The 26,456-nt window shown below is 71.9% G+C and carries 21 protein-coding genes and 1 tRNA gene; 15 read left to right on the forward strand and 7 right to left on the reverse strand.

The window, feature by feature from the left end; all coding sequences use genetic code 11:
- Nucleotides 1–70 precede the first annotated feature (70 nt).
- A complete protein-coding gene (locus FPT20_RS05585) occupies nucleotides 71–787 on the forward strand; it encodes a ferritin-like fold-containing protein (RefSeq protein WP_158863385.1) in 717 nt (238 codons plus the stop codon).
- 36 nt (nucleotides 788–823) lie between these two features.
- On the opposite strand, the gene FPT20_RS05590 is transcribed toward FPT20_RS05585, so the two are convergent.
- Complete coding sequence (locus FPT20_RS05590) at nucleotides 824–1,126, reverse strand: hypothetical protein (protein ID WP_158863387.1); 303 nt, start codon at nucleotides 1,124–1,126, stop codon at nucleotides 824–826.
- Between the two features lie 9 nt (nucleotides 1,127–1,135).
- Nucleotides 1,136–1,360 carry a DUF3107 domain-containing protein gene (locus FPT20_RS05595; RefSeq protein WP_158863389.1) on the reverse strand — a complete coding sequence of 75 codons (225 nt, stop codon included), beginning with the start codon at nucleotides 1,358–1,360 and terminating at the stop codon, nucleotides 1,136–1,138.
- Nucleotides 1,361–1,485: 125 nt separating this feature from the next.
- Here FPT20_RS05595 and FPT20_RS05600 point away from each other — a divergent pair, with 125 nt between their 5' ends.
- Both FPT20_RS05600 and FPT20_RS05605 read left to right on the forward strand, forming a co-directional pair.
- Entirely contained in the window at nucleotides 1,486–4,623 is a 3,138-nt protein-coding gene (locus FPT20_RS05600; protein WP_158863391.1) for an ATP-dependent helicase, read from the forward strand.
- Nucleotides 4,620–7,958, forward strand: coding sequence for an ATP-dependent helicase (locus tag FPT20_RS05605; protein ID WP_158863393.1), 3,339 nt, complete (start codon nucleotides 4,620–4,622; stop codon nucleotides 7,956–7,958). The genes FPT20_RS05600 and FPT20_RS05605 overlap by 4 nt, the downstream gene beginning before the upstream one ends.
- On the opposite strand, the gene FPT20_RS05610 is transcribed toward FPT20_RS05605, so the two are convergent.
- On the reverse strand, nucleotides 7,889–8,962 hold the full coding sequence (locus FPT20_RS05610; protein ID WP_158863395.1) for a phosphotransferase: 1,074 nt from the start codon (nucleotides 8,960–8,962) through the stop codon (nucleotides 7,889–7,891). The two genes, FPT20_RS05605 and FPT20_RS05610, sit on opposite strands and share 70 nt — an antisense overlap.
- A 60-nt stretch (nucleotides 8,963–9,022) precedes the next feature.
- Here FPT20_RS05610 and nudC point away from each other — a divergent pair, with 60 nt between their 5' ends.
- Nucleotides 9,023–10,045: an NAD(+) diphosphatase gene (gene nudC / locus FPT20_RS05615; protein WP_158863397.1), complete on the forward strand. Its 1,023-nt coding sequence runs from the start codon at nucleotides 9,023–9,025 to the stop codon at nucleotides 10,043–10,045.
- Complete coding sequence (locus FPT20_RS05620; protein ID WP_158863399.1) at nucleotides 10,042–11,781, forward strand: ATP-dependent helicase; 1,740 nt, start codon at nucleotides 10,042–10,044, stop codon at nucleotides 11,779–11,781. Before nudC ends, FPT20_RS05620 begins: the two co-directional genes overlap by 4 nt.
- On the opposite strand, the gene FPT20_RS05625 is transcribed toward FPT20_RS05620, so the two are convergent.
- Nucleotides 11,690–12,541, reverse strand: coding sequence for a hypothetical protein (locus FPT20_RS05625; RefSeq protein ID WP_158863401.1), 852 nt, complete (start codon nucleotides 12,539–12,541; stop codon nucleotides 11,690–11,692). The two genes, FPT20_RS05620 and FPT20_RS05625, sit on opposite strands and share 92 nt — an antisense overlap.
- Before the next feature lie 58 nt (nucleotides 12,542–12,599).
- The gene (locus FPT20_RS05630) at nucleotides 12,600–13,973 is read right to left on the reverse strand and encodes a zinc-dependent metalloprotease (RefSeq protein ID WP_158863403.1); all 1,374 of its coding nucleotides are present in this window, start codon (nucleotides 13,971–13,973) and stop codon (nucleotides 12,600–12,602) included.
- 153 nt (nucleotides 13,974–14,126) lie between these two features.
- Here FPT20_RS05630 and FPT20_RS05635 point away from each other — a divergent pair, with 153 nt between their 5' ends.
- The 3 genes from FPT20_RS05635 to FPT20_RS05645 all read left to right on the forward strand — a co-directional run bounded on the left by FPT20_RS05635 (nucleotide 14,127) and on the right by FPT20_RS05645 (nucleotide 18,934).
- Nucleotides 14,127–15,269 carry a YlbL family protein gene (locus FPT20_RS05635; protein WP_442786475.1) on the forward strand — a complete coding sequence of 381 codons (1,143 nt, stop codon included), beginning with the start codon at nucleotides 14,127–14,129 and terminating at the stop codon, nucleotides 15,267–15,269.
- A gap of 84 nt (nucleotides 15,270–15,353) precedes the next feature.
- Nucleotides 15,354–18,296: a UPF0182 family membrane protein gene (locus FPT20_RS05640; RefSeq protein ID WP_199245678.1), complete on the forward strand. Its 2,943-nt coding sequence runs from the start codon at nucleotides 15,354–15,356 to the stop codon at nucleotides 18,294–18,296.
- A 119-nt stretch (nucleotides 18,297–18,415) separates the two neighbouring features.
- The gene (locus tag FPT20_RS05645) at nucleotides 18,416–18,934 is read left to right on the forward strand and encodes an isochorismatase family protein (protein WP_158863405.1); all 519 of its coding nucleotides are present in this window, start codon (nucleotides 18,416–18,418) and stop codon (nucleotides 18,932–18,934) included.
- Nucleotides 18,935–19,027: 93 nt separating this feature from the next.
- Here FPT20_RS05645 and FPT20_RS05650 read toward each other — a convergent pair.
- Nucleotides 19,028–19,104, reverse strand: a tRNA-Met gene (locus FPT20_RS05650).
- A 118-nt stretch (nucleotides 19,105–19,222) separates the two neighbouring features.
- Here FPT20_RS05650 and FPT20_RS05655 point away from each other — a divergent pair.
- The 7 genes from FPT20_RS05655 to FPT20_RS05680 are packed head-to-tail and all read left to right on the forward strand — an operon-like array spanning nucleotide 19,223 to nucleotide 25,180.
- Nucleotides 19,223–20,290 (forward strand): response regulator, encoded by a 1,068-nt coding sequence (locus tag FPT20_RS05655; protein ID WP_158863407.1) that lies wholly within the window; start codon nucleotides 19,223–19,225, stop codon nucleotides 20,288–20,290.
- Nucleotides 20,287–21,300, forward strand: coding sequence for an ATP-grasp domain-containing protein (locus FPT20_RS05660; protein WP_158863409.1), 1,014 nt, complete (start codon nucleotides 20,287–20,289; stop codon nucleotides 21,298–21,300). The genes FPT20_RS05655 and FPT20_RS05660 overlap by 4 nt, the downstream gene beginning before the upstream one ends.
- On the forward strand, nucleotides 21,297–22,064 hold the full coding sequence (locus FPT20_RS05665) for a PHP domain-containing protein (RefSeq protein ID WP_158863411.1): 768 nt from the start codon (nucleotides 21,297–21,299) through the stop codon (nucleotides 22,062–22,064). The genes FPT20_RS05660 and FPT20_RS05665 overlap by 4 nt, the downstream gene beginning before the upstream one ends.
- Complete coding sequence (locus tag FPT20_RS17820; RefSeq protein ID WP_199245680.1) at nucleotides 22,061–22,216, forward strand: hypothetical protein; 156 nt, start codon at nucleotides 22,061–22,063, stop codon at nucleotides 22,214–22,216. The genes FPT20_RS05665 and FPT20_RS17820 overlap by 4 nt, the downstream gene beginning before the upstream one ends.
- A complete protein-coding gene (locus FPT20_RS05670) occupies nucleotides 22,213–22,602 on the forward strand; it encodes a response regulator (RefSeq protein WP_158863413.1) in 390 nt (129 codons plus the stop codon). Before FPT20_RS17820 ends, FPT20_RS05670 begins: the two co-directional genes overlap by 4 nt.
- Complete coding sequence (locus FPT20_RS05675; RefSeq protein ID WP_158863415.1) at nucleotides 22,599–24,380, forward strand: sensor histidine kinase; 1,782 nt, start codon at nucleotides 22,599–22,601, stop codon at nucleotides 24,378–24,380. Before FPT20_RS05670 ends, FPT20_RS05675 begins: the two co-directional genes overlap by 4 nt.
- On the forward strand, nucleotides 24,377–25,180 hold the full coding sequence (locus tag FPT20_RS05680) for a carbon-nitrogen hydrolase family protein (RefSeq protein WP_158863417.1): 804 nt from the start codon (nucleotides 24,377–24,379) through the stop codon (nucleotides 25,178–25,180). The genes FPT20_RS05675 and FPT20_RS05680 overlap by 4 nt, the downstream gene beginning before the upstream one ends.
- Here FPT20_RS05680 and FPT20_RS05685 read toward each other — a convergent pair.
- Nucleotides 25,125–26,375: a pyridoxal phosphate-dependent aminotransferase gene (locus tag FPT20_RS05685; protein WP_199245682.1), complete on the reverse strand. Its 1,251-nt coding sequence runs from the start codon at nucleotides 26,373–26,375 to the stop codon at nucleotides 25,125–25,127. The two genes, FPT20_RS05680 and FPT20_RS05685, sit on opposite strands and share 56 nt — an antisense overlap.
- Nucleotides 26,376–26,456: the final 81 nt, after the last annotated feature.

Consider the following 26,456-nt stretch of genomic DNA (forward strand, 5'->3'; position numbering starts at 1 on the left):
GGCGTAGGGCCGTCGATCCTGCGCCGACGGCACCTCAAGCGTACCGGAGCGGGCCGATACACTGCTGAACGTGTCAACCTGGTTCAGCCGCCGCCGCCCGACCGTCGAGCTCCCGAGGCTGTCGCCGCGCACACCGCCCGGGCCCGCGACGAAGGTCGACCTCCACGAGGTGATGCCGGATCTGCTGCCCTTCCTGGGGCAGGCGGCGTACCTCCAGCTCGGCCGGTTCGAGACCCTGTCGAGGGTCGCGGCGGACGCCGGCGACCTCCGCGCCAAGGAGCCCGTGTCGGTCGCCGCGGGCCTCGCGCTCTCGAAGCACCACGGTCTGATCGCCGAGATCCGGCGGCGCGGGGACGACCCGGCCGCGGTCATGCAGCCGTTCGCGGACGCCATCGAGGGCTTCGGCGCGACCACGCTCGGATCCGACTGGCGCGAGACGCTGCTGTCGGCGATCGTGACCGGCGGGCTGCTCGACGACTTCTTCATCCGGCTGGCCGCCGGTCTGCCGGGCGACGTCGGGCCGCGCACGGCGCATCTCCTCGGGTCCGACTCCGGTCAGGAGGGGATCCTGGAGGTGCTGCGCGAGGAGATCGGCGCCGACCCCCAGCTCGGTTCGCGTCTCGCGATGTGGGGGAGGCGGCTGGTGGGCGACACCCTGCTCGTCGCGCGTTCCGCGCTGCACCAGTCGGGCAACCGGGCATCGGATGAGGAGCGGATCGAACCGATCTTCACCGAGCTGATCGCGGCGCACACGCGGCGCATGGATGCGCTCGGCCTGACGGCCTGAGCCGGGGTCACCGCGCCGGGACGCCCGTGAGGCCGGTCAGCGGGCGACGGCGCCGCGCGAGAGCTCGTGCAGGAGCCGCTCGTCGCTCGCGGTCCGGAGGCGTCCGAGGAGCAGATCGGTCACGGCGACGACGACGGCCGTGCCGATGAGGGTGATCCACCAGATCCAGCCGCCGTCCCAGGCCAGCCCGGCCCAGGTGAGGACGACCCAGATGACGCTCGCCGCGGCGGCCCCGAGGGCCGGGACCAGGACGGCGCCGTGGGTGTGGCGACGGGGCAGGAGATAGCGTGCGGCGAGGCCCAGGATGGCGCCGCCGAGGACGACGAAGAGCAGTTCCACGAGGGGAGGCTAGCCGACGAAGCCGATCCGGCGCGATTCCTCGGTGCCGAGCTCCACGTAGCCGATGCCCGCGGTCGGGACGATGTAGAGGCGGCCCTTGTCGTCGGTGAGGCGGAGGAACCCGGTGCCGCTGCTGAGCGCGGTCTGCACCTGCTCCGCCAGCTCCTCGGCCGACTGCGACGACTCGAAGCTGAGCTCGCGGGGGGCGTTGACGATTCCGATGCGGATCTCCACGACTGTGCCTTTCCGGGTAGCGGGCCGTTCTTTAGCCGACCGGCGGATGTGAGTTCAGACTACGGCACACGGCTCGCGGCCCTCGCTCGCGTTCTCTGTCGGCGGACGCCGATACCGTGGCAGGCATGACGACGAGCGGCTTCCTCCCTCGTGCTGCTGTGCAGCACGAGCGTGCGGTTGCGCTCGACGCCTCCCAGTCCGAGGTGCTCGCGCTCGGCGACGGCGTGTCGGCCGCGGTCCTCGGAGCGCCCGGCACCGGCAAGACCACCACGCTCGTCGAGGCCATGGCGGAACGCGTCCTGGGGCGCGGGTACGAGACCGGCGAGGTGCTCGCGCTCTCCGCCTCCCGAGCCTCCGCCACCGCGCTACGCGATCGCCTCGCTCTGCGGATCGGTCGGCCCGCGAACGGCCCGCTGGCCCGCACGGCGACCTCGCTCGCCTTCCAGCTGGTCGGCGACCGCGCCCGCCGCCTGGGCGACGAGCCCCCGCGGCTGCTGACCGGAGGGGAGCAGGACCAGATCATCGCCGAGCTGCTCGCCGGGCACCGGGAGGACGGCACCGGACCGGTGTGGCCCGAGCCGCTGGTCGACGAGGTGCGCGGTCTCCGCGGCTTCCGAACGGAGCTGCGCGAACTCATGGCGCGTTGCGCGGAGCGCGGTGTGAGCCCGTCCCGCCTGTCGGAGCTCGGAGCGATCACGGGCCACGACGAGTGGCGGGCTGCGGCGCGGTTCATCGCCGAGTATCAGCTCGTCGTCGACAGCTACCGGGGCGGCTTCGTCGACTCCGCCGAGCTCGTCGCCTCGGCCGTGGCCGCCGTGCGGGAGGGCAGCCGGCTCGACGGCCTCCGGGTGCTGTTCGTCGACGACCTCCAGGAGGCGACGCTCGCCACGCTCTCGCTGCTCCGCGCCCTTGCGCAGCGCGGCGTCGCCGTCATCGCGTTCGGCGACCCCGACGTCGCCTCGACCACGTTCCGCGGGGCGGAGGCCTCGGCGCTGGGCCAGCTTGAGGCACGCCTCGGCGTACCGGTCGAGCGCTTCGTCCTCACGACCGCGCATCGACAGAGCGCGCCGCTGCGCGAGCTCACAGCCCGGGTGACCGAACGGATCGGCACGGCGGCCGCCGGCATGCAGCGCGTCGCCTCGGCCGCACCGGCGGAGGACGATCACGATGACGACCAGCGCGCCCCGGGCGGAGACCGGCCCCCGGTCGTCGTCGTGCAGGCGTCGTCCGGCCCGGGGGAGGCGGCGCGGCTCGCCCGCAAGCTCCGCGAGCGGCACCTCCTCGACGGCGTCCCGTGGGGCGAGATGGCCGTCATCGTGCGCTCCGGCTCCCATGTGCCCGCCCTCGCCCGTTCGCTCGCGGTGGCGGAGGTCCCCACGAAGACGAGCATCGCGGGCCGGGCCCTGCGCGACGACTACGCGGCCCGTCAGCTCATCACGCTGGCCGGCGTGGAGCTCGGGGCGGTGGAGCTCACGGCCGCCGTCGCGACCGAGCTCCTCCTCGGCCCGTTCGGCGGGCTCGACGGCGTGAGCCTCAGGCGCCTGCGGCTGGCACTCCGTCAGGAGGAGCTCGCGGGGGACGGCAACCGCCCGGGCGACGACCTGCTCGTCGAGGCGCTGAGCCACCCGGCGCACCTCGCCACCATCGACGCCTCTCACGCCCGCCGGGCGGCGCGGCTGGCCGAGACGCTCCGCGCCGGCCGCGAGAAGGCGGCCGAGGGGGCGACCATCGAGGAGCTCATCTGGCACGCGTGGGAGCGAAGCGGACTGGCGCGCCGCTGGCTCGAGCAGGCGGAGCGCAGCGGGATCGTCGCCGACGAGGCCGACCGCCATCTGGACGGCGTGGTCGCCCTGTTCACCGCGGCGCGCCGCTTCGTCGAGCGCTACCCGGAACGTCCCGCGGCCGACTTCGTCGTCGAGCTCCTCGGCGCCGAGGTGCCGGAGGACACGCTGGCCGCGCAGACGGTGGGGGAGGCGGTCCTCGTGTGCACCCCGAGCGCCACGATCGGTCGCGAGTTCGAGGTGGTGGCCGTTGCCGGGTTGCAGGAGAGCGTGTGGCCGAACCTCCGGCTGCGCGGGTCGCTCCTCCACCCCCAAGAGCTCGCCGACGCGATCGAGGGTCGCGAGGTCGCGACTCAGGACCAGCGTGCGCAGGTGCTCGGCGACGAGCTGCGCATGTTCGCGCTCGCGGTGTCGCGAGCGCGCGGGCAGGTGCTGCTCACGGCGACGGCCAACGACGACGAGCAGCCGTCGCCCTTCCTCCGGCTCGCCGCCGGCCTGGCCGTGGAGGACGGCGACGAGGCCCTCCACCCGCTCTCGCTGCGCGGGATGGTCGGCCGGCTCCGCCGACGGCTCGTGACCACCGGCTCTCCGGACGCCGCCGAAGCGCTCGCCCGGCTCGCCGACGCCGGCGTCGAAGGCGCCGACCCGGCCTCCTGGTACGGGATGCTCGCGCCGTCGACCACCGAGCCGCTCGTCGACCCGGACGACCCCGAGGCCCTGGTGACCGTGTCGCCCTCGCGGCTGGCGACGTTCGAGAAGTCACCGCTCGCGTGGTTCGTCGACGAGATGGCGGCCACGCCGAGCGGGCTCGCGGCGGGGATCGGCACGGTCGTCCACGCCGTCATGGAGGAGGCGGCGTCGAGCGACGACCTCAGTGTCGACGCCCTGTGGGCCGGCATCGAGCAGCACTGGGCCGAGCTCGCCTTCGAGTCGCCCTGGATCGAGGAGCGGGAGCGGCGGCGGACGCGCACGCTCGTCTCCGGCGTCTCCGAGTACCTCCGCGATTTCGAGCGAGCGGGTGGTCGCCTGCTCGGCTCGGAGGGCGGGTTCGCCTTCGACGTCGGGCGCGCGCGTGTCCGCGGCACCATCGACCGGGTCGAGCGCACCGCCGAGGGTACGGTCGTCATCGTCGATCTGAAGACCGGGCGGACGGTGCCGACCGCTGCGGAGACCGCGGCGCACGCGCAGCTCGGGGCCTACCAGCTCGCGCTGGCCCACGGGGCGGTGGAGCAGGCGGCCGACCTGCCGCCCGGAGGCGCGAAGCTGCTGTTCGTCGCTCGCGGCGCCGCCGGGAAGGGATACAAGCAGGTGGTGCAGGAGCGCATCGACGACGACGGGCTGGAGCGCCTCAAGGAGCGGGTGGCCCGTGCCGCTGAGGGCATGGGTGCCGCCACCTTCGCGGGAGTCGTCGATCTCGGCGAGCGCGACCCGCACGCGCGCTACGAGTACCGCATCCACCTCGTCCCGGCGGTGAGCGCATGACCGGCGAAGACGGCGTGCTGGAGTGGGCGGCCGAGGAGGCCGGGCTCGACCTCGTCGAGCAGGCCTTCTCGCTGGAGGCGCCCGACGCGCGGCCCGACCCGGTGAGAGCCACTGCCTCGCTGAGTGCCGCGCGCATCGCCGAGGCCCTCGGTCTTCCCGTCCCCACCGAGCAGCAGCAGGCCGTCATCGAGGCTCCGCTGCGCCCCGCCATCGTCGTCGCGGGCGCCGGGAGCGGAAAGACGGAGACGATGGCGAACCGCGTCGTCTGGCTGCTCGCGAACGGTCATGTCCGCGTCCCCGAGATCCTCGGGCTCACCTTCACCCGCAAGGCCGCGGGCGAGCTCGCCGAGCGGATCCGGAAGCGCGTCGAGCAGCTGGTCGCCTCGGGGCTGACCGACATCCCGTTCGACCCGTTCGAGGCACCGGAGGTCGCGACCTACAACGCGTTCGCCAATGCGATCTTCCGGGAGAACGCGCTGCTCGTCGGTCGCGAACCGGAGTCGGCCGTGCTGAGCGAGGCGTCCGCCTGGCAGCTCGCGCGGCGCATCGTCGTGGCGAGCGCCGACGACCGGCTCGTCGAGCTCGACAAGAGCGTCGACCAGGTGACGAGCGCGGTGGTGACCCTGAGCCGCGCCCTCAGCGAGAACGTGGTCAGCGCCGACGAGGTGGCCCGCATGGCCCGCGCGTTCAGCGGCGTCGTCGAGCTGCCCACCGGGAACGGACGGGTGAAGGAGGCGTACGCCTCGGTCCGGGCGGCCGTCGCGGCCGTCGGGTCTCTCCCTCCGCTGCTGGAGCTCGCCGAGACGTTCGCGGCGGAGAAGCGACGGCGCGGCTTCGTGGAGTACTCCGACCAGGTGGCTCTGGCGCTCCAGGTGTGCGAGCGCGTGCCGGAGGTCGTCGGCGACTACCGTGAGCGCTTCCGGGTCGTCCTCCTCGACGAGTATCAGGACACCTCGGTCGTCCAGACCCGGCTGCTCGCCACCCTCTTCGCCGGTCAGGCGGTGATGGCCGTCGGCGATCCGCACCAGTCCATCTACGGCTGGCGCGGTGCGTCGGCCGCCAATCTCGGTCGGTTCGGTGCCGACTTCACCGGGGAGCGGGACGGGGCGGCGCGATACGCCCTGAGCACGAGCTGGCGCAACCCGGTCCGCGTGCTCGATGCCGCAAACGTCCTGGTCGAGCCGCTCTCCGCCTCCTCCCCGGTCGCCGTGGAGCGCCTGCAGCCGCGGCCGGGCGCCGCGCCCGGCCGCCTCGACACCGCGTTCGGGCAGACGGTCGCCGAGGAGGCCGATACGGTCGCCGCGTGGTTCTCCGAGCGGGTGAAGCGCCGCCTCCCGAACGGCGAACCCCCCAGCGCGGCCCTGCTGTGCCGGTCGCTCAAGAAGATCGATGTCTTCACCGCAGCGCTCACGAGGCACGGCGTGCCGTTCCATGTGCTCGGGCTCGGCGGCCTGCTCGAGCAGCCGGTCGTCGCCGACCTCGTCTCAGCCCTGCGCGTCATGCACGACCCGACGGCCGGATCGGAGCTGATCAGGCTGCTCACGGGGGCCCGGTGGCGCATCGGCCCGAAGGACATCGCCGCCCTCCGGCGCGTCGCGTCCTGGCTGGCCGCGCGGGACCACCGCTTCCAGCAGCTCGATCCGGAGGTACGCGACCGGCTGCGGCGATCGGTGGCCGGCGAGGAGTCCGCCTCCCTCGTCGATGCGCTCGACTTCGTCGTCGAGGCGCCCGACGGCCACGGTCAGCTCGCCGGGTTCAGCGCCGTCGGCCTCGAGCGCCTGCGCGAGGCGGGCCGCGAGCTCGACCGCCTCCGGTCGAGGGTCGGACTGGACCTGCTCGACCTCGTCACGCTCGTCCAGCAGGAACTCCGCCTCGACATCGAGGTCGCGGCGAACGAGACCGCGCAGCTCGGCCAGGCGAGCCTGGACGCCTTCGCGGAGCAGGTGGCCTCGTACCTGGCGAGCGACGAGCAGGCGACCCTCGGATCGTTCCTCGCGTGGTTGGCCGAGGCGGAGCAGCGCGACAACCTCGCGCCGCGCAGCGAGGAGGCCGAGCCCGGCACCGTCCAGATCCTCACCATCCACGGGGCCAAGGGCCTCGAGTGGGACGTCGTCGCGATCCCTCGCCTCGTCGACGGGGAGCTCCCGGGTCCGCCCCAGAGCAAGAAGGGGTGGCTCGCGTTCGGTCAGCTGCCGAACGAGTTCCGCGGCGACTCGGCCGAGCTGCCGATCGTGGCCTGGCGGACGGCCGACACGCAGAAGGATGTCCACGATTCCATCGCGGCCTTCGAGGAGGAGAACGTCGCGCGTCATCTCGAGGAGCAGCGGCGGCTGATCTACGTGGCCGTCACGCGGGCCAAGCAGGAGCTGCTGCTCACCGGCTCCTACTGGTCGACCCAGACCCGTCCGCGCGGGCCCGGGTCCTACCTGCTCGAGCTGCAGGCGGCGGGACTGATCCCCGCGGATGGGCTTCCCGAGTGCGACGAACCCGATGAGAACCCGTTCGCGCAGGAGTCACGGACGGTCCTCTGGCCGCTCGAGCCCCTGGGTGCGCGACGCTCCGCCGTCGAAGCCGCCGCGGGCGCCGTCCGGGCGGCGCGCGAGCGCGGCTCCGGCGACGGCGGTGTCTACGCCCGCGACCTCGACCTGCTCCTCGCGGAACGAGCGCGGCGCGCGTCGGAATCGGGTCTCGTCCCGCTCCCCGCGCGCATCCCCGCATCGCGGTTCAAGGACTACGTCTCCGACCCGGCGGGCGTCGCCGCGTCCCTCCGCCGGCCCATGCCGGAGCGGCCGTACCGCCAGACGCGCCTCGGCACGCTGTTCCACCGCTGGGTGGAGGATCGGTTCGGCACCGTCGCGGGCTCGGCCGACGAACTCGACGCCGCGGCGCACGAACTCGACGACCCGGCCGGCGATCTCCTCGAAGCGGAGCGCCTGACGGAGCTCCAGGCGACCTTCGCCGCGAGCGAGTGGGCCGGGCGGCGGCCCGAACAGGTGGAGCTCGAGATCCATGTGACGCTCGCCGGCCAGGTGATCGTCTGCAAGCTCGACGCGGTCTACCGCGTCGACGACGGGACCCACGACTACCAGATCGTCGACTGGAAGACCGGCAAGGCTCCCCGCGACGCCGAGGACCTAGAGCGCAAGCAGCTCCAGCTCGCGCTCTACCGGCTCGCCTTCGCGGAGTTCGCCGGGGCGGACCCCGAGCGGATCGACGCGGTCTTCTACTTCGTGGCGGATGACCGGGTCGTCCGACCCGAGCGGCTCTACACCGCCGAGGAGCTCCGGTCGCTCTGGTCCTCCGCGACCGGCTTCATGCCGCCGAAGCGCCCGTAGGACTCGGGACGGTCGCCGGGAGTCCGATCGAGCATCGCCTCCACGTCGCCGACCGCGAGGATGGGCCCGGTGGCCGTCGAGAGCGGGATGACCGCGTGCCCGTGCACCCGGTCGACCAGGCCGTCGAGCATCTGCACCGCGTCGTCGACGATCGACTGGTCGCGGACCTCCCGGCCGTGGAGCAGCCAGCGGGCGACCTCGAGCTCGGCATACAGCATCGCGCGCTGCGTGAACTGACGGTCTGTGGCGACCTGACGAGTGGAGGCGTAGGCGCCCAGAGCGCCGTCGGTCGCCTCCGGGTTCATCGCGAGCAGCCAGTGGAGGTCGCGGGCCGGGTCGCCGACGCGCAGCGCCGACCAGCCGAGGACAGCCGTGACGACGTCGTGCTCCACGAGGAATGAGTCCGCTGTGAGCAGCCCGTTGATCACGGTCGGCTGGAACTGCCAGACGGTGTGGTCGGCGGCGGCGTCGCGCCACCGATCCCGGAGCGCCGCCGGGAGGAGGCCGGTCGCCGCGGCGGACTCGATGAGCGAGCTCGCCGCCGACTGGCACTCGGGTGCCGAGAGGACGGGCAGGCCGGCCTCTCCCACGAAGCTCGTCGGGAGGGAGTGGATGGCGGCGATCGCGTGGCCGATCGACCCGGCGAGGCCGTCGCCCGGGGGCACGTCCTCGACCTGGATGTGGTGACCGGGGAGGAAGTCGTAGACGATCGCGCGAGTGCTGCCCACGGGTGCTTGCCCGAGATACCTCGGCACGTCGAACGGCAGCCGGCTCCGGATGCCCTGCGTGAGCGCGCGGAGCGCGACCAGGTCGGCGCCCTGCTCCGACTCCGCCGCCTGCGTGGCCGGGACGCGCACGATGAGGGTCTCGCCGTCGCGGGTGCTGAGGAGCGCCGAGTCGTATTCGCCGGAACCGCCCCGCCCGTAGCCCGTGGCCCCGGTGACCTGGAGGTCCGGAACGGCCGAGGTGGCCAGCGCGGCTAGAGTGAGATGGGATCTGGCCATGCACCCAGGCTAAACGGACCTTCCCGGGTCGGCCGTCCGCCACGCCCCGAAAGGACCTCGATGTCGTCCGCTCAGACCTCCGCCCTCCCGCTCGCCGCGTTGCCGCTGTCGCGTCACGCGATCGATCGCGACCACGCGGCGCGCTCGCGGCCGGCGCTCTTCGACGAGCTCTGGGAGGAACCGGGCACCCGCGTCCTCCCGCTGTGGAAGGGGCATGCGCTGGTCACGCCCGAGAGCGTCCCCGCCGCGACGCCGGCCGCCGACGGCTGGTCCTCGCCCGACGCCGGACGCGCTGCGCTCGACCTCCTGCCGGTGGACCGCGTGTCCGCCGCGCTCATCCGCGTCTACCTCGGCCGCACCACGGCCGATGCCCCCGGCGAGCCCGTGGGAACCGCTGTGGTGCTCGAGGTGCTGACGGATGCCGCCGCCCGGGAGCTCGAGCCCGACGAGGCGCGCTGGGCCAATCTCCGCACGGTCGCGACGGCGCTGACCGACCGCGATGCGGGTCTCTTCACGGAGGCCCTCGCGATCGCCAACTGGCATGCTTCGCACACGCACTGCCCGCGCTGCGGGACGCCGACGGTCATCGAGCAGGCCGGGTGGGTGCGCCGCTGCTTCGAGGACGGCTCGGAGGTCTTCCCCCGCACCGACCCCGCGGTGATCGTCACCGTGCTCGATGACGACGACCGTCTGCTTCTCGGTTCGAACGCCATGTGGGAGCAGTCCCGCTACTCCCTGCTCGCCGGGTTCGTCGAGCCGGGGGAGTCGTTCGAGTCGGCGGTAGAGCGCGAGATCTTCGAGGAGGCCGGGATCCGCGTCGTCGACGCCCGGTACAAGGGGTCGCAGCCGTGGCCGTTCCCGGCGTCGGTGATGATCGGCATGACGGCCCGGCTCGCCCCCGGCCAGCACCCGTCCGGCCTCGACCCCGATGGCGAGGAGATCCTCGAGCTGCGCTGGTTCAGCCGCGAGGAGCTGTGGGAGGCACGCGGCCAGATCGTGCTGCCGGGACGCTCCTCCATCGCGCGCGCGCTCATCGAGGACTGGTACGGCGGTCCCCTGGACGAACCGCCGTCGCTGCCGTGACCGAGACCGCCACCGGCCCGGACGTCCTCCTCGACGGTCTCGACGCCCAGCAGCGGGTCGCCGCGGAGGCACTGTTCGGCCCGGTCTGCATCCTCGCCGGTGCGGGTACCGGCAAGACGCGCGCGATCACGCACCGCATCGCGTACGGCGTCGCGTCGGGCGCCTACGCACCGAACCGGGTGATGGCGCTCACGTTCACGAATCGCGCAGCCGCTGAGCTCCGGGGGCGGCTGCGCCAGCTCGGAGCTGGCGGGGTGTCGGCCCGCACCTTCCACTCGGCGGCGCTCGCGCAGCTCAACTACTTCTGGCCGCAGGTGGTCGGCGGCCAGCTGCCGAGCGTCCTCGACGGCAAGGGCCGGATCCTCGGCCACGCTGCCGAGCGGCTGAAGCTCCGTGTCGACACGCCGACCCTTCGCGACATCGCCGCGGAGGTCGAGTGGAGGAAGGTGTCGAGCCTCTCCCTGGAGCAGTACGCGGCCGTCGGACGGCCCACTCCCGGGCAGCTGAACACCGAGCAGGTGATCGACCTGCTCCGCACGTACGAGGAGCTCAAGGACGAGCGTCGCCAGATCGATTTCGAGGACGTGCTGCTCGCGTGCGCCGGCATGATCGAGTCGGAGCCCGGCGTGGCGATGCAGGTGCGCGAGCAGTACCGCTTCTTCGTCGTCGACGAGTACCAGGACGTTTCGCCCCTCCAGCACGACCTGCTGGCGCTGTGGCTGGGCACCCGGACCGATCTGTGCGTCGTCGGAGATGCCAGCCAGACGATCTACTCATTCGCGGGAGCCCGGAGCCAGTACCTCCTCGACTTCGAGCGCGAGCACCCCGGCGCGACCGTCGTACGGCTGGAGCAGAACTACCGGTCCTCGCCGGCCGTCGTCGACACCGCCAACCGGCTGATGCGCGGCCGCTCGGGAGCTCTGACCCTCCACGCCGTCCGCGCCGAGGGCGACACCGTGCCGGAGCCCGCCGTCTACGAGGACGACCGGGCGGAGGCCCGCGCGGTGGCCGAGCGGATCGCGGCGGAACTCGACGCCGGCGCGCGCCCGCAGGACATCGCCGTGCTGTACCGCGTCAACGTGCAGGCCGCCGTTCTGGAGCAGGCGCTCGGAGACAGAGGGATCAGCTACCAGGTGCGCGGCTCCCGGCGCTTCTTCGACCTCCCCGAGGTGCGCCAGGCGATCATGTCGCTGCGGGGCGCCTCCCTCGCCGCGCAGGAGGAGCCCCTGTTCAAGACGGTGAGCGATGTCCTCCGGTCGCTCGGCTGGTCGACGAGACCGCCCGAGGGGAGGGGCGCGGTGCGCGATCGCTGGGAGTCGCTGAACGCCATCATGGGACTCGTCGACGAACAGCCGCCCGGCACCACGCTCCGGCGCTTCACGGACGACCTGCTCGCCAGGCAGGCCGGGCAGCACGAGCCCACTCTCTCCGCCGTCACTCTCGCGACGCTCCACGCGGCCAAGGGGCTCGAGTGGGACTCCGTCCACCTCGTGGGCCTCAGCGAGGGACTCGTGCCGATCAGCTACGCGACCGGCTTCGACCAGATCGACGAGGAGCGGCGCCTCCTCTACGTCGGGATCACCCGGGCGCGGAGGCGCCTCCACCTCAGCTGGGCCGAGCGCGGAATCACCCCCGGGCGCCCGGTCACGCGCCGGCCGTCCCGGTTCCTCGAGGAGCTTCGAGCACCGGCCCGGGGAGCGCGCGACACCCGCACGCGGAGTGCGGCGTCCAGCTGACCGCGGTCCGCTCGCCGGAGCGCGGCACGACTCTCGTGCTGCGTGCCGTCAGCGCCGTGTCGCCGTCGCGCAGACGCGAGACGACGGCGACGACGGCGGTCGATGCGATCGTGGCGGACGCGAGCGCGCTCTCACCCGGCCGCGGACGCCGGTACAGCTGCGCCGCCATGGCCGGCCACGCCGGGTCGTCGTCGGTGCGATGCAGGTCGACGCAGCGGAGACAGGGCCCCGCGCCCGGCTCGACCAGCGGCCCGACGGTCACCCCTCCATCGCCGAAGACGACGGGGAGGTGCGGCACGTCGCGGCGCAGCCAGCCCTCGTAGCGCCGAGGCTCGACCGCGTAGGACGCGACGATCACCGCCGCGTCCGCGGTCTCGACGAGCGGGTCCGACCACTCCCTGCCGCTCACGACCGAGACACCCTCCTCGCCGAGCAGTCCGGCGATCAGCGAAGCGGTCGGCCCCTCGCCGTCGACGACCACGGCCGGCACGGCGGCTTCGTCGCTCGCGGCCGCGTCCGACGGCTGGAGCACCGGGGCCAGGCGCTCGAGGAGCGATCGGGCGGCGCCGTCGGGGGCCCCTGCTCGCTCGCCGATCGCCTGGAGCACGCTCAGCGGCACGCCGCTCGCGAGCGCGCCGATCATCCGCTCCTCCCACTCCGCGACGGGCGTGAGCACGAGGCGCGGATCGTCGACGCCGAACTGGAGCTCGTCCGGGCTGCGCCAGACGCGGGGGAGGGACGGATCGAGTACGTGGACCATCCCGGCATCCTTCCGCATCCGGAGGGTCCGGAGGCGGTTATCCACAGGCCGGGACGGATCAGTCCTCGGAGGGGCGCTCCGTGTCGCCCCGAAGCAGGTCTTCGATCGCCTGGTCGAGGGCGTCCCGCTCCGGCTCGGCGCCCGCGGCGTCGGCGGTGAGGCGTGCCACCAGGGCGGTCGGGTCGTCGAGGTCGGAGGCGTCGGGCAGCAGGTCCGGGTGCGACCAGAGCCGATCCCGCGCCTCCTGGCCCACCGCGTCGGTGACGGCCTGCCACAGGGCCGCCGCCTCGCGGAGGCGGCGGGGACGCAGCTCGAGGCCGACGAGCGTCGCGAAGGCCGACTCCGCCGGTCCGCCGGACGCGCGCCGGCGGCGCACCGTCTCGGCGATGGCGTCGGCCTTCGGCAGCAGGCGCGTGGCCTGCGCGGTCACGACGTCGACCCAGCCCTCGACCAGGGCGAGCACCGTCTCGAGCCGGGCGAGCGCCTCCTGCTGCTCCTCGCTCCGCGGCGGGATCAGGCGGCCGCTCACCATGGCCTCGCGGAGCTCCTCGGGATTGTTCGGGTCGAAGTTCTCGGCCAGCGACTCGAGCGCGTCCGTGTCGATCGAGATGCCCTTGGCGAAGGCCGTGATCTGGGTGATCAGCTGGAGACGCAGCCATTTCGCGTGCCGGAACAGGCGCGCGTGCGCCAGTTCGCGCACGGCCAGGTAGAGCTGGATCTGGTCGTCGGGGATGTCGAGACCCTCGCCGAACTCGGCGACGTTCTGGGGGAGCAGCGCCGCGGTGCCCTCGGGGAGGAGGGGGATCCCGATGTCGCCGCCGGAGACGACCTCCTTCGAGAGCTGCCCGACCACCTGCCCGAGCTGCATCGCGAACAGGGCGCCCCCGATCGAGCGCATCAGCTGTCCGGCGTTCTGGATCATCCCGAGCATCTCCTCGGGCGCCTGCTCGGTGAGGACGCGGGTCAGGGCGTCGGAGATGCTCAGTGCGACCGGCTCGGCGAGCTGGGTCCAGAGCGGCATGGTCTGGCGGGCCCACTCGGCGCGGCCGATGAGCTCCGGGGTGGTCATCAGTTCGGAGACGGTCGTCGCCTGGTCGAGCCAGAGCTGCGCGACGGAGAACGCCTGGTCGAGCTGCGCCCGCTCGGCCGGGGTGACCGCGTGCGCTCCATCGCCGGCGAGCGTGCGCGCCTGCTGCTGGGCGATGTCCCAGTCGATGCCGCCGCCGGGGTTGCGGAGCGCGTTCTGGAGCTGGCCGAGGAGCTGCTGGATGCTCGCGGGGTCGCTGGGGAGCCCCGCCGCGCCCGCCAGCTTGCCCGGGTCGATGGTCGAGTCGCCCGAGAGGAACTCGCGCAGCATGTCCCGGAGCTCGTCCTCCGGGTTGCGGTCGTCCGGGTCCCGGTCGTCGGGACCCCTGCCCCGGTCGTCGCTCATGTCGTGCCCCTCGTTCTCGAGTGCTGCTGCCATTCAGGTTGGGCGTCAGGCTTGCATCTACGCTAGCTCGTGATCTCCGCGAGCCGGGTGAGAATTGGCCTATGCTCGCAGCCGGGCCGTGCGCCCGTGGCGAACACGACCGAAGGGACCTCAGTGACGCTGTTCAGCGACGGGGACGGCAGGACTCCGGCTCCCGGAGGCCCCGAGCGGGTCGCGCCCCCGCGCCGCGTGATCGTGGGCTGGGTGGCGATCGCGGTCGGATTCGTCCTCGCCATCGTGCTCGCCCTCGCGCCCGCCCCGTTCGTCATCGAGCAGCCGGGCCCGGTCTACAACACGCTCGGCACCGACCAGGCGGTCGGCTCGGAGCCGTCCGGCGAGGCGAAGCCCCTCATCACGATCCCCGGGAAGGCCACCTACCCGACCAAGGGGTCGCTGGACCTCCTGACCGTGTCGGTGGTCGGCAATCCCGACCAGCACCCGACGTGGTTCGACATCGTGGGCGCGTGGTTCGATCCGAGCCGCGCCGTCGTCCCCATCGAGGAGGTCTTCCCTCCCGGTACCACGACCGAGCAGTCGAACGCGGAGAACGCGGCCCTCATGACGGACTCCCAGCAGGACGCGGTCGCGGCCGCGCTCAACGAGCTCGGCTACACGTTCCCGCAGGCGGTCGCCGTCAAGCAGGTGATCAAGGGCTCGCCGGCAGCCTCCGTCCTGAAGGTGGGCGACCAGATCACGAGCCTCGACGGGCGGACGGTCAAGAGCGTCCAGCAGCTCCGCGACGCGGTGAAGCGCAACGGCACGGGCAAGGCGGCCGAGGTGGGCATCGTGCGCGACGGCGCCGCCTCGACCGTGTCGATCACGCCCGAGGAGTCGGGCGGCCAGGTCGTGCTCGGCATCGGAGCCGGGATGGACTACACCTTCCCGTTCGACGTCAAGATCCAGCTCGACAACGTGGGCGGCCCGAGCGCCGGCCAGATGTTCGCGCTCGGGATCATCGACAAGCTCACCCCGGGTTCGCTCAACGGCGGCAAGCGCGTCGCCGGCACGGGCACGATCGACAACGCGGGCGACATCGGAGCGATCGGCGGCATCCGGCAGAAGATGTACGCGGCGCGCGACACGGGAGGGGCGACCTACTTCCTCGCACCGGCAGCCAACTGCAACGAGGTGACGGGACACATCCCGGCCGGCCTCCGGGTGTTCGCGGTCAAGACGCTGGCGGACTCGCTCAAGGTGCTCGACGCCGTGAGCGGCGGCAAGAGCACGCAGGGACTTCCCACCTGCCCCTCGTCCTGAGCGGAGCCGCCCTCAAGCGTTCTCCAAGCGTGTGACACCTAGGATGGGATCCGATCCCCGCCACGCGAGAGCAATGAGGGCCACGTGAGTTCTGAAGCCGCTGTCCGACCCCCCGGCCGCCGTCGCGCGGCGATCTGGATCACTCTCGGGGTGATCGTCGGGCTCGTCATCCTCTTCTTCGTCTTCGCGGGGCTCTACGCCGATATCCTGTGGTACCAGCAGCTCGGCTTCCTCAACGTCCTGACGACGCAGTGGTTCGGCGCGATATCGATGTTCTTCATCGGTTTCCTCGGCATGGCCGTGCCGCTCTGGCTGTCCATCCAGCTCGCCTACCGCCTCCGGCCGGTCTACGCGAAGCTCAACACCCAGCTCGACCGGTACCAGCAGGTCATCGAGCCGCTGCGCCGGCTCGCGATGTACGGCATCCCGATCGTCTTCGGCATCTTCGCGGGCGTCTCGACCGCCAGCCGCTGGGAGACCGCGGCGATGTGGCTCAACGGGACCTCCTACGGCAAGACCGACCCCCTCTTCCACCTCGACATCGGGTTCTACCTGTTCGCGCTGCCGTTCTACCGCAGCGCCGTGGGGTTCGCCTCTGCCGTGGTCATCATCTCGCTGCTCGCCACGCTGGCCACCTGCTACCTCTACGGGTCCATCCGGATCAGCGGCCGGGAGGTGCGCATCTCCAAGGCCGCGCGCGTCCAGATCTCGATCATCTCGGGGCTGTACCTGCTCCTCCAGGGCATCAGCATCTGGCTGGACCGGTACGCGACCGTGACCGACTCGAACGTCAACGACATGATCAACGGCGCCGCGTACACCGATGTCAACGCGACGATCCCGGGGCGCGCGATCCTCGCCGGCGCGGCGATCTTCGTCGCGATCCTCTTCATCGTGACCGCCTTCATCGGCCGCTGGCGGTTCCCGATGGTCGGTACCGCGCTGCTCATCGTGGCGGCGCTCGTGGTCGGCGCGATCTACCCGTGGATCGTCCAGCGGTTCCAGGTCGACCCGAGCCAGAAGACGCTCGAGACCCCGTACGTGCAGCGGGGGATAGACGCGACGCGCGACGCCTACGGGCTCAGCAGCATCGAGACCATCCCCTACAACGCGAAGACCACGGCGGAGGCCGGCGCCCTCCGGCAGGACGCCCAGACGACGGCTCAGATCCGGATCATCGATCCGGCGGTCGTGAGTCCGTCGTTCCGGCAGCTCCAGCAGTTCCGCCAGTACTACGCCTTCCCGTCGTACCTCAACGTCGACCGCTACCGGATCGGCGGCAAGGAGCAGGACGCGGTCGTCGCCGTCCGCGAGCTCCAGCAGTCCGGCCTGGGCAACGCCCGGAACTGGTACAACGACACGGTCGTCTACACGCACGGCTACGGCCTCGTCGCCGCGTACGGCAACCAGCGCTCGCCCGACGGACAGCCCGTCTTCATGGAGTACGGCATCCCCACGCAGGGGACGCTCGGCCAGTACGAGCCCCGCGTGTACTTCGGTCAGCAGTCGCCGACCTACTCGATCGTCGGCGGTCCCAAGGGATCGAAGCAGATCGAGCTCGACTACCCGGGCGGCACCGACGGGGCCCAGCAGACCTACACCACCTTCAGCGGCAACGGCGGCCCGAAGCTCGACAACATCTTCAAGCGGCTCGTCTACGCGCTGAAGTTCCAGGACGAGCAGATCGTGCTCTCCGACGCGGTGAACAGCGACTCCCAGATCCTGTACGACCGCGACCCGATCAAGCGGGTGCAGAAGGTGGCGCCGTACCTCACGCTCGACTCGCAGGCGTACCCCGCGGTCGTCGACGGCCGCATCAAGTGGATCATCGACGGTTACACGACGAGCGATCAGTACCCGTACGCCCACGTCGGCAGCCTGAGCGACGCGATCGCCGACACCGAGACGCCGAAGCCCGCCTACGCCTTCGACGACATCAACTACATCCGCAACTCGGTCAAGGCCACGGTCGACGCGTACGACGGCTCGGTGCAGCTCTACGCCTGGGACGCCAAGGATCCCGTCCTCAAGACCTGGGAGAAGATCTACCCGGCGACGGTCAAGCCGGTCAGCGACATGAGCGCCCAGCTGCTGAGCCATGTGCGCTACCCGTCCGACCTGTTCAAGGTGCAGCGGTCGGTGCTCGGTCAGTACCACGTGACCGACGCGGGATCGTTCTACTCGCGGGAGGACGCCTGGACGACCCCCAACGACCCGACCTCGTCGTCGGCCGACCCGACCCTCCAGCCGCCCTACTACCTGACGCTCCAGATGCCGGGGCAGAAGCAGCCGTCCTTCTCGCTCTACAGCACGTTCATCCCGCAGGCCTCCAGCGAGGCGAGCAGATCGGTGCTGAAGGGGTATCTGGCGGTCGATGCCGACGCGGGATCGACGAAGGGCCAGGTCGCTTCCGGGTACGGGAAGCTGCGATTGCTGGAGCTGCCCTCGAGCGACACCATTCCGGGGCCCGGGCAGGTCCAGAACAACTTCAATGCCGATCCGGCGGTGTCGCAACAGCTGAACCTGTTGCGGCAGGGCAAGACCGATGTCATCAACGGCAACCTGCTGACGCTCCCGGTCGGCGGCGGCCTGCTGTACGTCCAGCCCGTCTATGTGAAGTCCACGGGTGAGACGAGCTACCCGCTCCTGCAGATGGTCCTCGTCTCGTTCGGCGACAAGATCGCCTTCGAGTCCACGCTCGACGCGGCACTCGATGACCTCTTCGGCGGTGACTCGGGCGCCAACGCCGGCGACACGAACGTGCCCGCTACCGGCGGGGGAGGCGCGACCTCCGGCTCGACCGGCGGCACCTCCTCCACGACCGGAGGGACGAAGGCCGCGAACAACCCCGCCCTGCAGGACGCCCTGCAGCGGGCCAAGCAGGCGCTGGCCGACCGGCAGACGGCGCTGAAGGCCGGGGACTGGACGGCGTACGGCGCCGCGGACGCGCGGCTGCAGCAGGCGCTGAACGACGCGCTGGCCGCCGAGGGCGCGGGAGCGACGAGCGGGTCGTCCGGCTCCAAGTAGTCACCCGCATCGTTCACGGCCCGCGCACCGCTCCGGTGCGCGGGCCGTGTCGTTCCCTGCACGCTCGCCTCCGGGGGTAGACGCTTCCGGCCCCGGTGAAAGGGGCGGAGGATGGGCGGATGGGATACGGCCTCATGCTCGTCGGTGCGCAGCGCGCCCGGCTCGAGGGCGCCGACGCGGTCCCCGGCGCCGAGTCGTTGCGGCTAGTCCTCGGCCGGGTGCTGGAGGCCGCCCGTGCCGCCGGCGCCCCGATCGTGCACGTCAAGAACGACGGGACGCGCGGGGAGACCGACGCGCCGGGCACCGGCGGGTGGGAGCTCGTGTTCGCGCCGGAGCCGGGGGAGCCGGTGGTGCGCAAGAGCGCTCCCAACACGTTCGAGTCGAATCCGGCGCTGGCCGACGTCCTGCGCGCGATGGCGGTCGACACGGTCGTCGTCGTCGGAGTCCCGAGTGAGGGGTCCGTGCGTGCCACGGCGCTGGGCGCGCTCGAGCGCGGGTTCGACGTCATCGTCCCGACGGGCGCCCACGCGGCCGCCCCGGCGGTTGGATCACCGTCGGAGGTCGTGCGGCGTGTCGAGCGCGAACTCTCCGCGGAGGGCGTCGAGGTGATCGAGCTCGACGAGGTGCGGTTCGACTGACCGCCGCCGAGCGAGACGCACGGCCGGGCGCTGGGCGCGACGGTGTGGAAAAGGCCCGGATCCGGGGATTTCTCCACCGGATCCGGGCCTTGCTGGTTGCGGGGGCAGGATTTGAACCTACGACCTCTGGGTTATGAGCCCAGCGAGCTACCGAGCTGCTCCACCCCGCGGCACAAGAATTCACTTTAGCACGCGTTCTGGGGGCCACGAAATCGAGGTCGCCGCCCGGGCGCGTCCGCCTCCCTGGACGGGTCGTCCTACTAGAGTCGGGTTCGACAAGGAGGCGGAATGCCGGGCGCGGTGACGAAATACCGGGTGGTCGTGATCGAGGACGACCCCGATGTGGCCTTCTTCATGAAGACGGTCCTCGAGAAGCGGGCCGATGCCCTGGTCACGGCGATCACCGATCCCTCCCTCGCCCTCTCGGTCATCGCCCAGTTCGAGCCCGACATCGTCGTCACGGACATCGAGATGCCCGGGATCTCCGGGCTCGACCTGCTGAAAGAGCTGCGCGGCCAGTACCCGGGCATGCCCGTCGTCGTCATGACGGCCCACGTCTCGGTCGACTACGCCGTCTCCGCCCTCCGCGCGCAGGCCGACGAGTTCCTCACGAAGCCCATCGCCTCCGCGGAGCTCGTGGCGATCGTGAACCGGCTCGCGGCGGAAGGGCGCACCAAGCGTGCGGCCCATCGTCAGCAGGTCGTCCTCGCCATCGGCGCCCATCCCGACGATGTCGAGATCGGCGTCGGCGGGATCCTCGCCGCGCACCGCGACGCCGGAAACCAGGTCGTCATCCTCACCCTGTCGCGCGGGTCGCGCGGCGGCGACGCCGAGGACCGCCAGCACGAGTCCCTGGCGTCGGCGGAACTGCTCGGCGCCCGACTCTTCCTGGAGGACCTCGAGGACACGAAGATCCCGGTCGCCGACCCCACGGTGGGCATCATCGAGCGCGTCGTGGCGGAGGTGAAGCCGGACATCGTCTACACGCACTCGTCGCACGACCGTCATCAGGACCATCAGGCGGTCCACGCCGCCACGGTCGTGGCGACCCGGACGGTCCGGACGGTGTGCTGCTATCAGAGCCCGTCGGCGACCATCGATTTCCGCCCGACGCGGTTCGTGCCGATCGACGGGTTCACCGACACCAAGCTCCAGCTCATCGAGTGCTTCCGTTCGCAGACCGAGGTCCGCGACTACCTCGAGCCGGACCTCGTCCGCGCGACGGCGCGCTATTGGTCCCGGTTCGGTGGCGGCCGGAACTGCGAGCCGCTCGAGGTCATGCGCGACACCGCCGACATCTCCATGCCCGCCTCGTCGGTGGCCACCGACGTCCGAGTCCAGAGGACGGCGGAATGACGGGAGCCGCACCGACCCGCGTGCTCGTCACAGGCGCCGGCGGACCGGCGGGCGTCGCGGTCATCCGCTCGCTCGTCGCCCGCCCGGACGTGGAGGTGCTCGCCGCCGACATGGACGGCTGGGCCAGCGGTCTCTACCTGGTCGCCGCCGAGAACCGGAGGATCGTCCCTCCCGGACGGTCGGCGGTCTTCGTGGACGAGCTCATCCGGATGTGCCGGGACGACCGGGTCGACGTCCTGTTCTCCACGGTGGACGTCGAGCTCCCCGGGCTGGCGGAGCGGAGGGACGATCTGCGCGCCGTGGGCGCCCTGCTGGCCGCGCCGAGTCACGACACGCTCGTCACCTGCCTCGACAAGCACGCGCTCGTGAAGCGCGTCGAGGGCTCGGCCCGGGTGCCTGTGACGCGCCTCCTGAACGGCGAGGGCGTTGGCGCCGACTGGCGGTTCCCCGTCATCGTGAAGCCGCGCAGCGGCGCGGGTTCGCGCGGCGTGCGGCTCGTCGCGGACCGTGTAGCGCTCGAAGAGCTGGGCGTCGACGAGTCGCTCATCATCCAGGAGAACCTCCCCGGGGACGAGTTCTCCGTCGACGTGCTCGCGGGACTCGACGGCGAGGTCATCGCCGCGGTCCCGCGGTCGCGCGAGCGGGTGGACTCGGGCGTGTCGATCGCGGGACGCACGGTCAAGCGCGCCGAGCTGTCCGACACGGCGGCGGCCGTCGCCCGGGCGATCGGGCTCACGGGCGTCGCGAACGTCCAGCTCCGCTACAGCTCGGAGGGGGTGCCGGCGCTGCTCGAGGTGAACCCGAGGTTCCCCGGAGCCCTGCCGCTCACGATCGCCAGCGGCGTCGACATGCCGTCCCTCCTGCTCGATCTGGTGCTCGGCCGCCCTGTGCCGTCGCGCGTCGAGTTCGAGGAGCTGGCCAACGTGCGTTATCTCGAGGACGTGTTCCTCCCGCCCGCGGAGGTGATCGTCTCCGAGAATGCGGCGCACACCGAGGGGCCGGGGGAGTGACCGCGCCCGGGCACGCCGAGCCGTCCCTCCTGCTCGGCGATCACCACGTGCACTCGACCTTCTCGGACGACGCCCGGAGCACCCTCGCCGAGAACATCGCGGCCGCGCAGGCGGCGGGCCTCGACCGGCTGCGGCTCACCGATCACGTGCGCGCCTCCACGACGTGGGTGCCGGAATTCCTCGCAGCGGTGGCGGCGGAGCCCGTTCCGGACGGTGTGACCGTGCTGACCGGCGTCGAGGCGAAGCTGCTCGATGCGTCCGGATCGGTGGACCTCCCTCCGGGCCTCGTCGTCGGCGAGGGAGGCGTGGACGCCATCGTGATCGGCGACCACCAGTTCCCCGGAACCGACGGTCCGTGGTCGCCGGAGAGCACGCGCCGGAGGCTTGCGGCCGGCCTGTCGGCCGGTGACGCCCTGGACCTCCTCGTGCAGGGCAGCATCCGGGCGATGGAACGGACGCCCCGCGCGCAACTGGCGCACTGGTTCTCGATCCTCCCCAAGGTCGGCCTGTCCGAGGCGCAGCTCGGGGCGGATCGCCTCGCGGCCTGGGCCGACTCCGCCGCTGCGACGGGGACGCTCGTCGAGGTGAACGAGAAGTGGGGGTGCCCCGGACCCGAGGCGATCGCGGCTCTGCGGCGAGCCGGCGCGCGCGTCGTCGCCTCGACCGACAGCCATGCGGCCGAGGAGGTCGGGCGGTACGATCGGGTCGCGACCCTGTTGGCCGCGGCGGACGGTCTCGACACCCGGCAGGAGGAGCGCCCATGAGCCCGGTGGAGCCCTCGCGCGAGCTGCGCGAGAAGCTGCAGCACGAGATCGAGCAGAACCGCCGGTGGGAGGCGCGCCTCCCGTGGTACGCCGCCGGCGCGCTGCTCGTCCTCGCCCTCATCGTCGTCGTGCGGGTGGTGTGGTTCTCGTGACCGACCGGACCCGGCGCATCGTCATCGCCGACGACGACGACGACATCCGCGCGCTCATGGTCATCGCCGCCGGCCGCGCCGGTGCCGAGGTCGCGGCCGCCGTCGACAACGGCGTCGCCGCGCTGGAGGCCGTCCGCGGCGGGGAGATCGACCTGGCCGTTCTCGACATCTCGATGCCCGGCCTCAACGGCATCGAGGTGGCGGACGCGATCCGGTCCGACGCGAGCACCCGCTCCACGCGCATCCTCATGGTGTCGGCATCGGTGCAGCTGCTCACGGACCACGGGACCGTGGCGGACAGATCGGACGGGTTCATCGTGAAGCCGTTCAGCCCGCGCCTGCTGTCGACGCGCATCCGGGAGATGCTGGAGGATCAGACCGCATGACCATGGACCGCCTGCTGAGCCGGCTCTCCTTCGACTCGCCGTCGCCGCTGATCAAGCAGGTGCCGATCGTCGTCGCGTTCGTCCTCGCGCTCATCCTGACCTACTCGGTCGACGGCGTCGCACCGACCCGCCTCCCGGCGTACATCGTGGGGAGCGTGCTGGTGATCGCGCTGGCCACGGTGCTCGCGGCCGCCGTCCCGTGGAGCCGGATCCACCCCGGCTGGGTCGTCATCGTGCCCGTGCTGTCGCTGCTCGCCGTCGGCCTCTTCCGGCTCGGAACGGGCGGCGCCGCGTCGCCCGCCGGGGTGCTGATCCTGATCCCGTTCGTCTTCATCGCGGGGGAGGAGGGCCGCAGGAACATCGTCATCGCCGCCCTGAGCACCTTCGTGGTCCTGCTGATCCCGCTCTTCATCGCGGACGTCCTCACGACCCCGGCCGACAACGTCCGCGCGATCCTCTCGCCGTTCGTCTACCTGATCCTCGCGATCATCGTGAACGAGCTCTCCCACCGGAGCCGGGTGCAGCTGGCCGCGGCCAATGCGGCCGCGGCGCAGCGGGAGGAGCTCCTCCAGCAGGCCGTGAAGGCGCAGGACGAGCTCGTGCTCAACGAGGCCCGGCTCAAGACGGCGAACCGCCTGATCCAGAGCATCTGGAACGCCGTCACCGAGCAGTCCGTGATCGGAACCGACCTCGACGGGGTCATCGACGTCTGGAACCCGGGCGCCGAGAAGATGCTCGGACTGACCGAGCAGCAGGTCGTCGGCGCCCGGCGGCACGTCACCGAGTTCCACCTGACGTCCGAGCTGGAGGAGCGCCTCCGCGGCCTCGATCCCCGCTTCACGACGCTCGCGAGCGCCGAGGACTTCTCGGCCCTCGTCGACACGGTGAGGGCCGGTTCGGCCGATGTCCGCGACTGGACCTACGTGCGCCCCGATGGGAAGCTCGTCCCCGTGCAGGTGGCGGCCACGCCGCGGCTGGACGAGAACGGGCACCGGGTCGGGTTCATCTTCGTGGCGACCGACATGACGCAGGCGCGCGAGTTCGCCCGCTTGAAGGACGAGTTCGTCGGCCTGATTTCGCACGAGCTGCGGACACCGCTCAGCTCGATCCTCGGCTACCTGGAACTGATGCGGGACGACGAGGACTCGCCGCTCTCCGACGAGCAGCTGCAGTACCTCGGCGTGGCCGAGCGCAACGCGCACCGGCTGCTCAAACTCGTGGGGGACCTGCTCTTCACCGCGCAGGTCGAGTCCGGACGGTTCCCCATCGACATCCGCGACGCCGAGCTCGGGTCGGTGGTCACCGCCTCCATCGAGACGGCCACGCCCGTCGCGGCCGCGGCCGGGGTGACCCTGCTGACCGACGTCCCCGACGAGCCCGTGGACGTCCGCGGCGACACGATCCGTCTCGGGCAGGCCGTCGACAACCTGATCTCGAACGCCGTGAAGTTCACCCCGAGAGGGGGGACGGTCACCGTGTCCCTGCGCCGAGACGGCGGCGAAGCCGTCATAGCCGTGACGGACACCGGCATCGGGATCCCCGCGGTCGAGTTGAGCAGCCTCTCGCAGCGCTTCTTCCGCGCCTCCACCGCCACCCGCAATGCGGTGCCCGGCGTCGGTCTGGGGCTCACGATCACGAAGGCGATCGTCACGGCGCACGGCGGCCGGCTCGACATCGCGAGCGAGGAGGGGGCCGGGACCTCGATCAGCCTGCACCTGCCCGTCGACACGCCGGTCCCCGTGTCCGATGCCCTGCCGAGCGCGGAGGCGGCGAGGTGAGCGCTGTCGGAGTCGCGGTCGTCCAGTTCGCGCCGGGCGACGATCGGGTGCACAACAGGGATCTCGCCGCCGGGCTCATCGCCGTCGCGGCCGCGCGCGGAGCACGGCTCGTGGTTCTCCCGGAGTACTCGTCGTTCTTCACAGACCCGCTCGGACCCGCGTTCGCGCGCAACGCGGAGCCGCTCGACGGCGACTTCGTGAAGGCTCTCGCGACGGCGGCGGAGACGCACGGGGTGCACATCATCGCCGGGCTCGTGGAGCGCACCGACGAGAAGCACAAGTTCTCGAACACGCTCGTGGCCGTCGATCCGGCGGGCGACGTCGTGGCGACCTATCGGAAGCAGCACCTGTACGACGCCTTCGGCTCGCGGGAGTCGGACTGGGTGGTCCCGGGTGAGCTCACCGAGCCCGCCGTCTTAACGGTCGACGGCTTGGCCGTCGGCATGCAGACCTGCTACGACCTGCGCTTCCCCGAGGTCACGCGACGCCTGGCGGACGCAGGAGCGCACCTCGTCGCGGTACCCGCGGAGTGGGTGCGCGGTCCGCTCAAGGAGCACCACTGGTCCACGCTGCTCGCCGCGCGCGCCATCGAGAACACGCTCTACATGGCGGCGGCCGACCACACGCCTCCGCTCGGCGTCGGCGCGAGCGCGATCGTCGACCCGATGGGCGTCACCGTCGCGGGACTCGCCGAGCAGGCCGGGATAGCGGTGGCCGAGGCGTCGACCGAACGCGTCGCAGAGGTCAGGGAGCGGAACCCCGCGCTGACGCTCCGGAGGTACCGGGTCGAGCCCCGCTGAGGGCGCTGAGCCGCCGCGCGGCCTCCTCCAGGACGCCGGTCCGCTTGCAGAAGGCGAACCGGACGAGCGAGCGGGTCGATGACGCGTACTCGTCGCGCGAGAAGGCGGCGAGCGGCACGGCCACGACGCCGGCGAGCTCGGGCAGGCGCCGGCACAGTTCGACCGAGTCGGCATAGCCGAGCGGCCCCGCATCGGCCACCACGAAGTACGTGCCGGAGGAGGGGAAGACCCCGAAGCCGGCCTCGGCCAGCCCGGCGGAGAGGAGGTCGCGCTTGGCGGCGAGTCCGGCGGCGACCCCCTCGAAGTAGGCGTCCGGAAGGCCGAGCCCGACCGCGATGGCCGGCTGGAACGGCGCTGCGTTCACGTAGGTGAGGAACTGCTTCACGGCGAGGACGGCCGTGACGAGCTCCCGCGGTGCCGTCAGCCACCCGACCTTCCACCCCGTGGTGTTGAAGGTCTTGCCGCCGGAGGAGATGCTCACGGTCCGCTCGCGCGCGCCGGGCAGCGAGGCCAGCGGGATGTGCTCGACTCCGAATGTCAGGTGCTCGTAGACCTCGTCGGTCACGATGACGGCGTCATGGCGGTCGGCCAGCTCGACGATCGTGGTCAGAGTCTCCCGGTCGAGCACCGCGCCCGTCGGGTTGTGCGGAGAGTTGACGAGGATGACCCGCGTCCGGTCCGTCACCGTCGCGCGGAGGCGCTCCAGATCGGGGAGGAAGGCCGGCGGTTCGAGCGGGACCGTGCGGTGGACGCCTCCGGCCAGCGCGATGACCGCCGCATACTCGTCGTAGTACGGCTCGAAGGTCACGACCTCGTCGCCCGGTTCGAGGAGCGCCAGGAGGGTCGCCGCGATCGCCTCCGTCGCTCCCGCGGTGATCAGCACCTCGACGTCGGGATCGACCTCAAGGCCGTAGAAGCGGCGCTGGTGCGAGCCCACGGCCTCGCGGAGCACGGGCGCCCCGATCCCGGGCGGGTACTGGTTGACGCCGTCGTGGATCGCGCGGACGGCCGCCTCCAGGACCTCGGCGGGGCCGTCCTCGTCGGGGAACCCCTGCCCGAGGTTGATCGCGCCGGTGCGGACGGCCAGGGCGCTCATCTCTGCGAACACGGTGGCCTTGACGCGACCGTCGCTGCCCAGGAGCCCCGCCCCGGCGGCAGCCCTCCGCCACGCACCTGACGGCATCGACGGGGTCATGGGCGCTCCTCTCGGTCTGCGGATCCACCCTACGCGGTCGTCCGGAGCGGCTTCATTCGATACGTTTGGCAGAGTCATCGA

The organism is Leifsonia sp. AG29 (genome assembly GCF_009765225.1).
Classification (GTDB): domain Bacteria; phylum Actinomycetota; class Actinomycetes; order Actinomycetales; family Microbacteriaceae; genus Leifsonia.

What these genes read in the sequence shown, in the direction of transcription:
- FPT20_RS05600 (WP_158863391.1), top strand. Translation starts at nt 1,486, where the DNA reads ATGACGACGAGCGGCTTCCTCCCTCGTGCTGCTGTGCAGCACGAGCGT.
- FPT20_RS05605 (WP_158863393.1), top strand. Translation starts at nt 4,620, where the DNA reads ATGACCGGCGAAGACGGCGTGCTGGAGTGGGCGGCCGAGGAGGCCGGG.
- FPT20_RS05610 (WP_158863395.1), bottom strand. Translation starts at nt 8,962, where the DNA reads ATGGCCAGATCCCATCTCACTCTAGCCGCGCTGGCCACCTCGGCCGTT.
- nudC (WP_158863397.1), top strand. Translation starts at nt 9,023, where the DNA reads ATGTCGTCCGCTCAGACCTCCGCCCTCCCGCTCGCCGCGTTGCCGCTG.
- FPT20_RS05625 (WP_158863401.1), bottom strand. Translation starts at nt 12,541, where the DNA reads ATGGTCCACGTACTCGATCCGTCCCTCCCCCGCGTCTGGCGCAGCCCG.
- FPT20_RS05630 (WP_158863403.1), bottom strand. Translation starts at nt 13,973, where the DNA reads ATGAGCGACGACCGGGGCAGGGGTCCCGACGACCGGGACCCGGACGAC.
- FPT20_RS05645 (WP_158863405.1), top strand. Translation starts at nt 18,416, where the DNA reads ATGGGATACGGCCTCATGCTCGTCGGTGCGCAGCGCGCCCGGCTCGAG.
- FPT20_RS05655 (WP_158863407.1), top strand. Translation starts at nt 19,223, where the DNA reads ATGCCGGGCGCGGTGACGAAATACCGGGTGGTCGTGATCGAGGACGAC.
- FPT20_RS05660 (WP_158863409.1), top strand. Translation starts at nt 20,287, where the DNA reads ATGACGGGAGCCGCACCGACCCGCGTGCTCGTCACAGGCGCCGGCGGA.
- FPT20_RS17820 (WP_199245680.1), top strand. Translation starts at nt 22,061, where the DNA reads ATGAGCCCGGTGGAGCCCTCGCGCGAGCTGCGCGAGAAGCTGCAGCAC.
- FPT20_RS05675 (WP_158863415.1), top strand. Translation starts at nt 22,599, where the DNA reads ATGACCATGGACCGCCTGCTGAGCCGGCTCTCCTTCGACTCGCCGTCG.
- FPT20_RS05685 (WP_199245682.1), bottom strand. Translation starts at nt 26,375, where the DNA reads ATGACCCCGTCGATGCCGTCAGGTGCGTGGCGGAGGGCTGCCGCCGGG.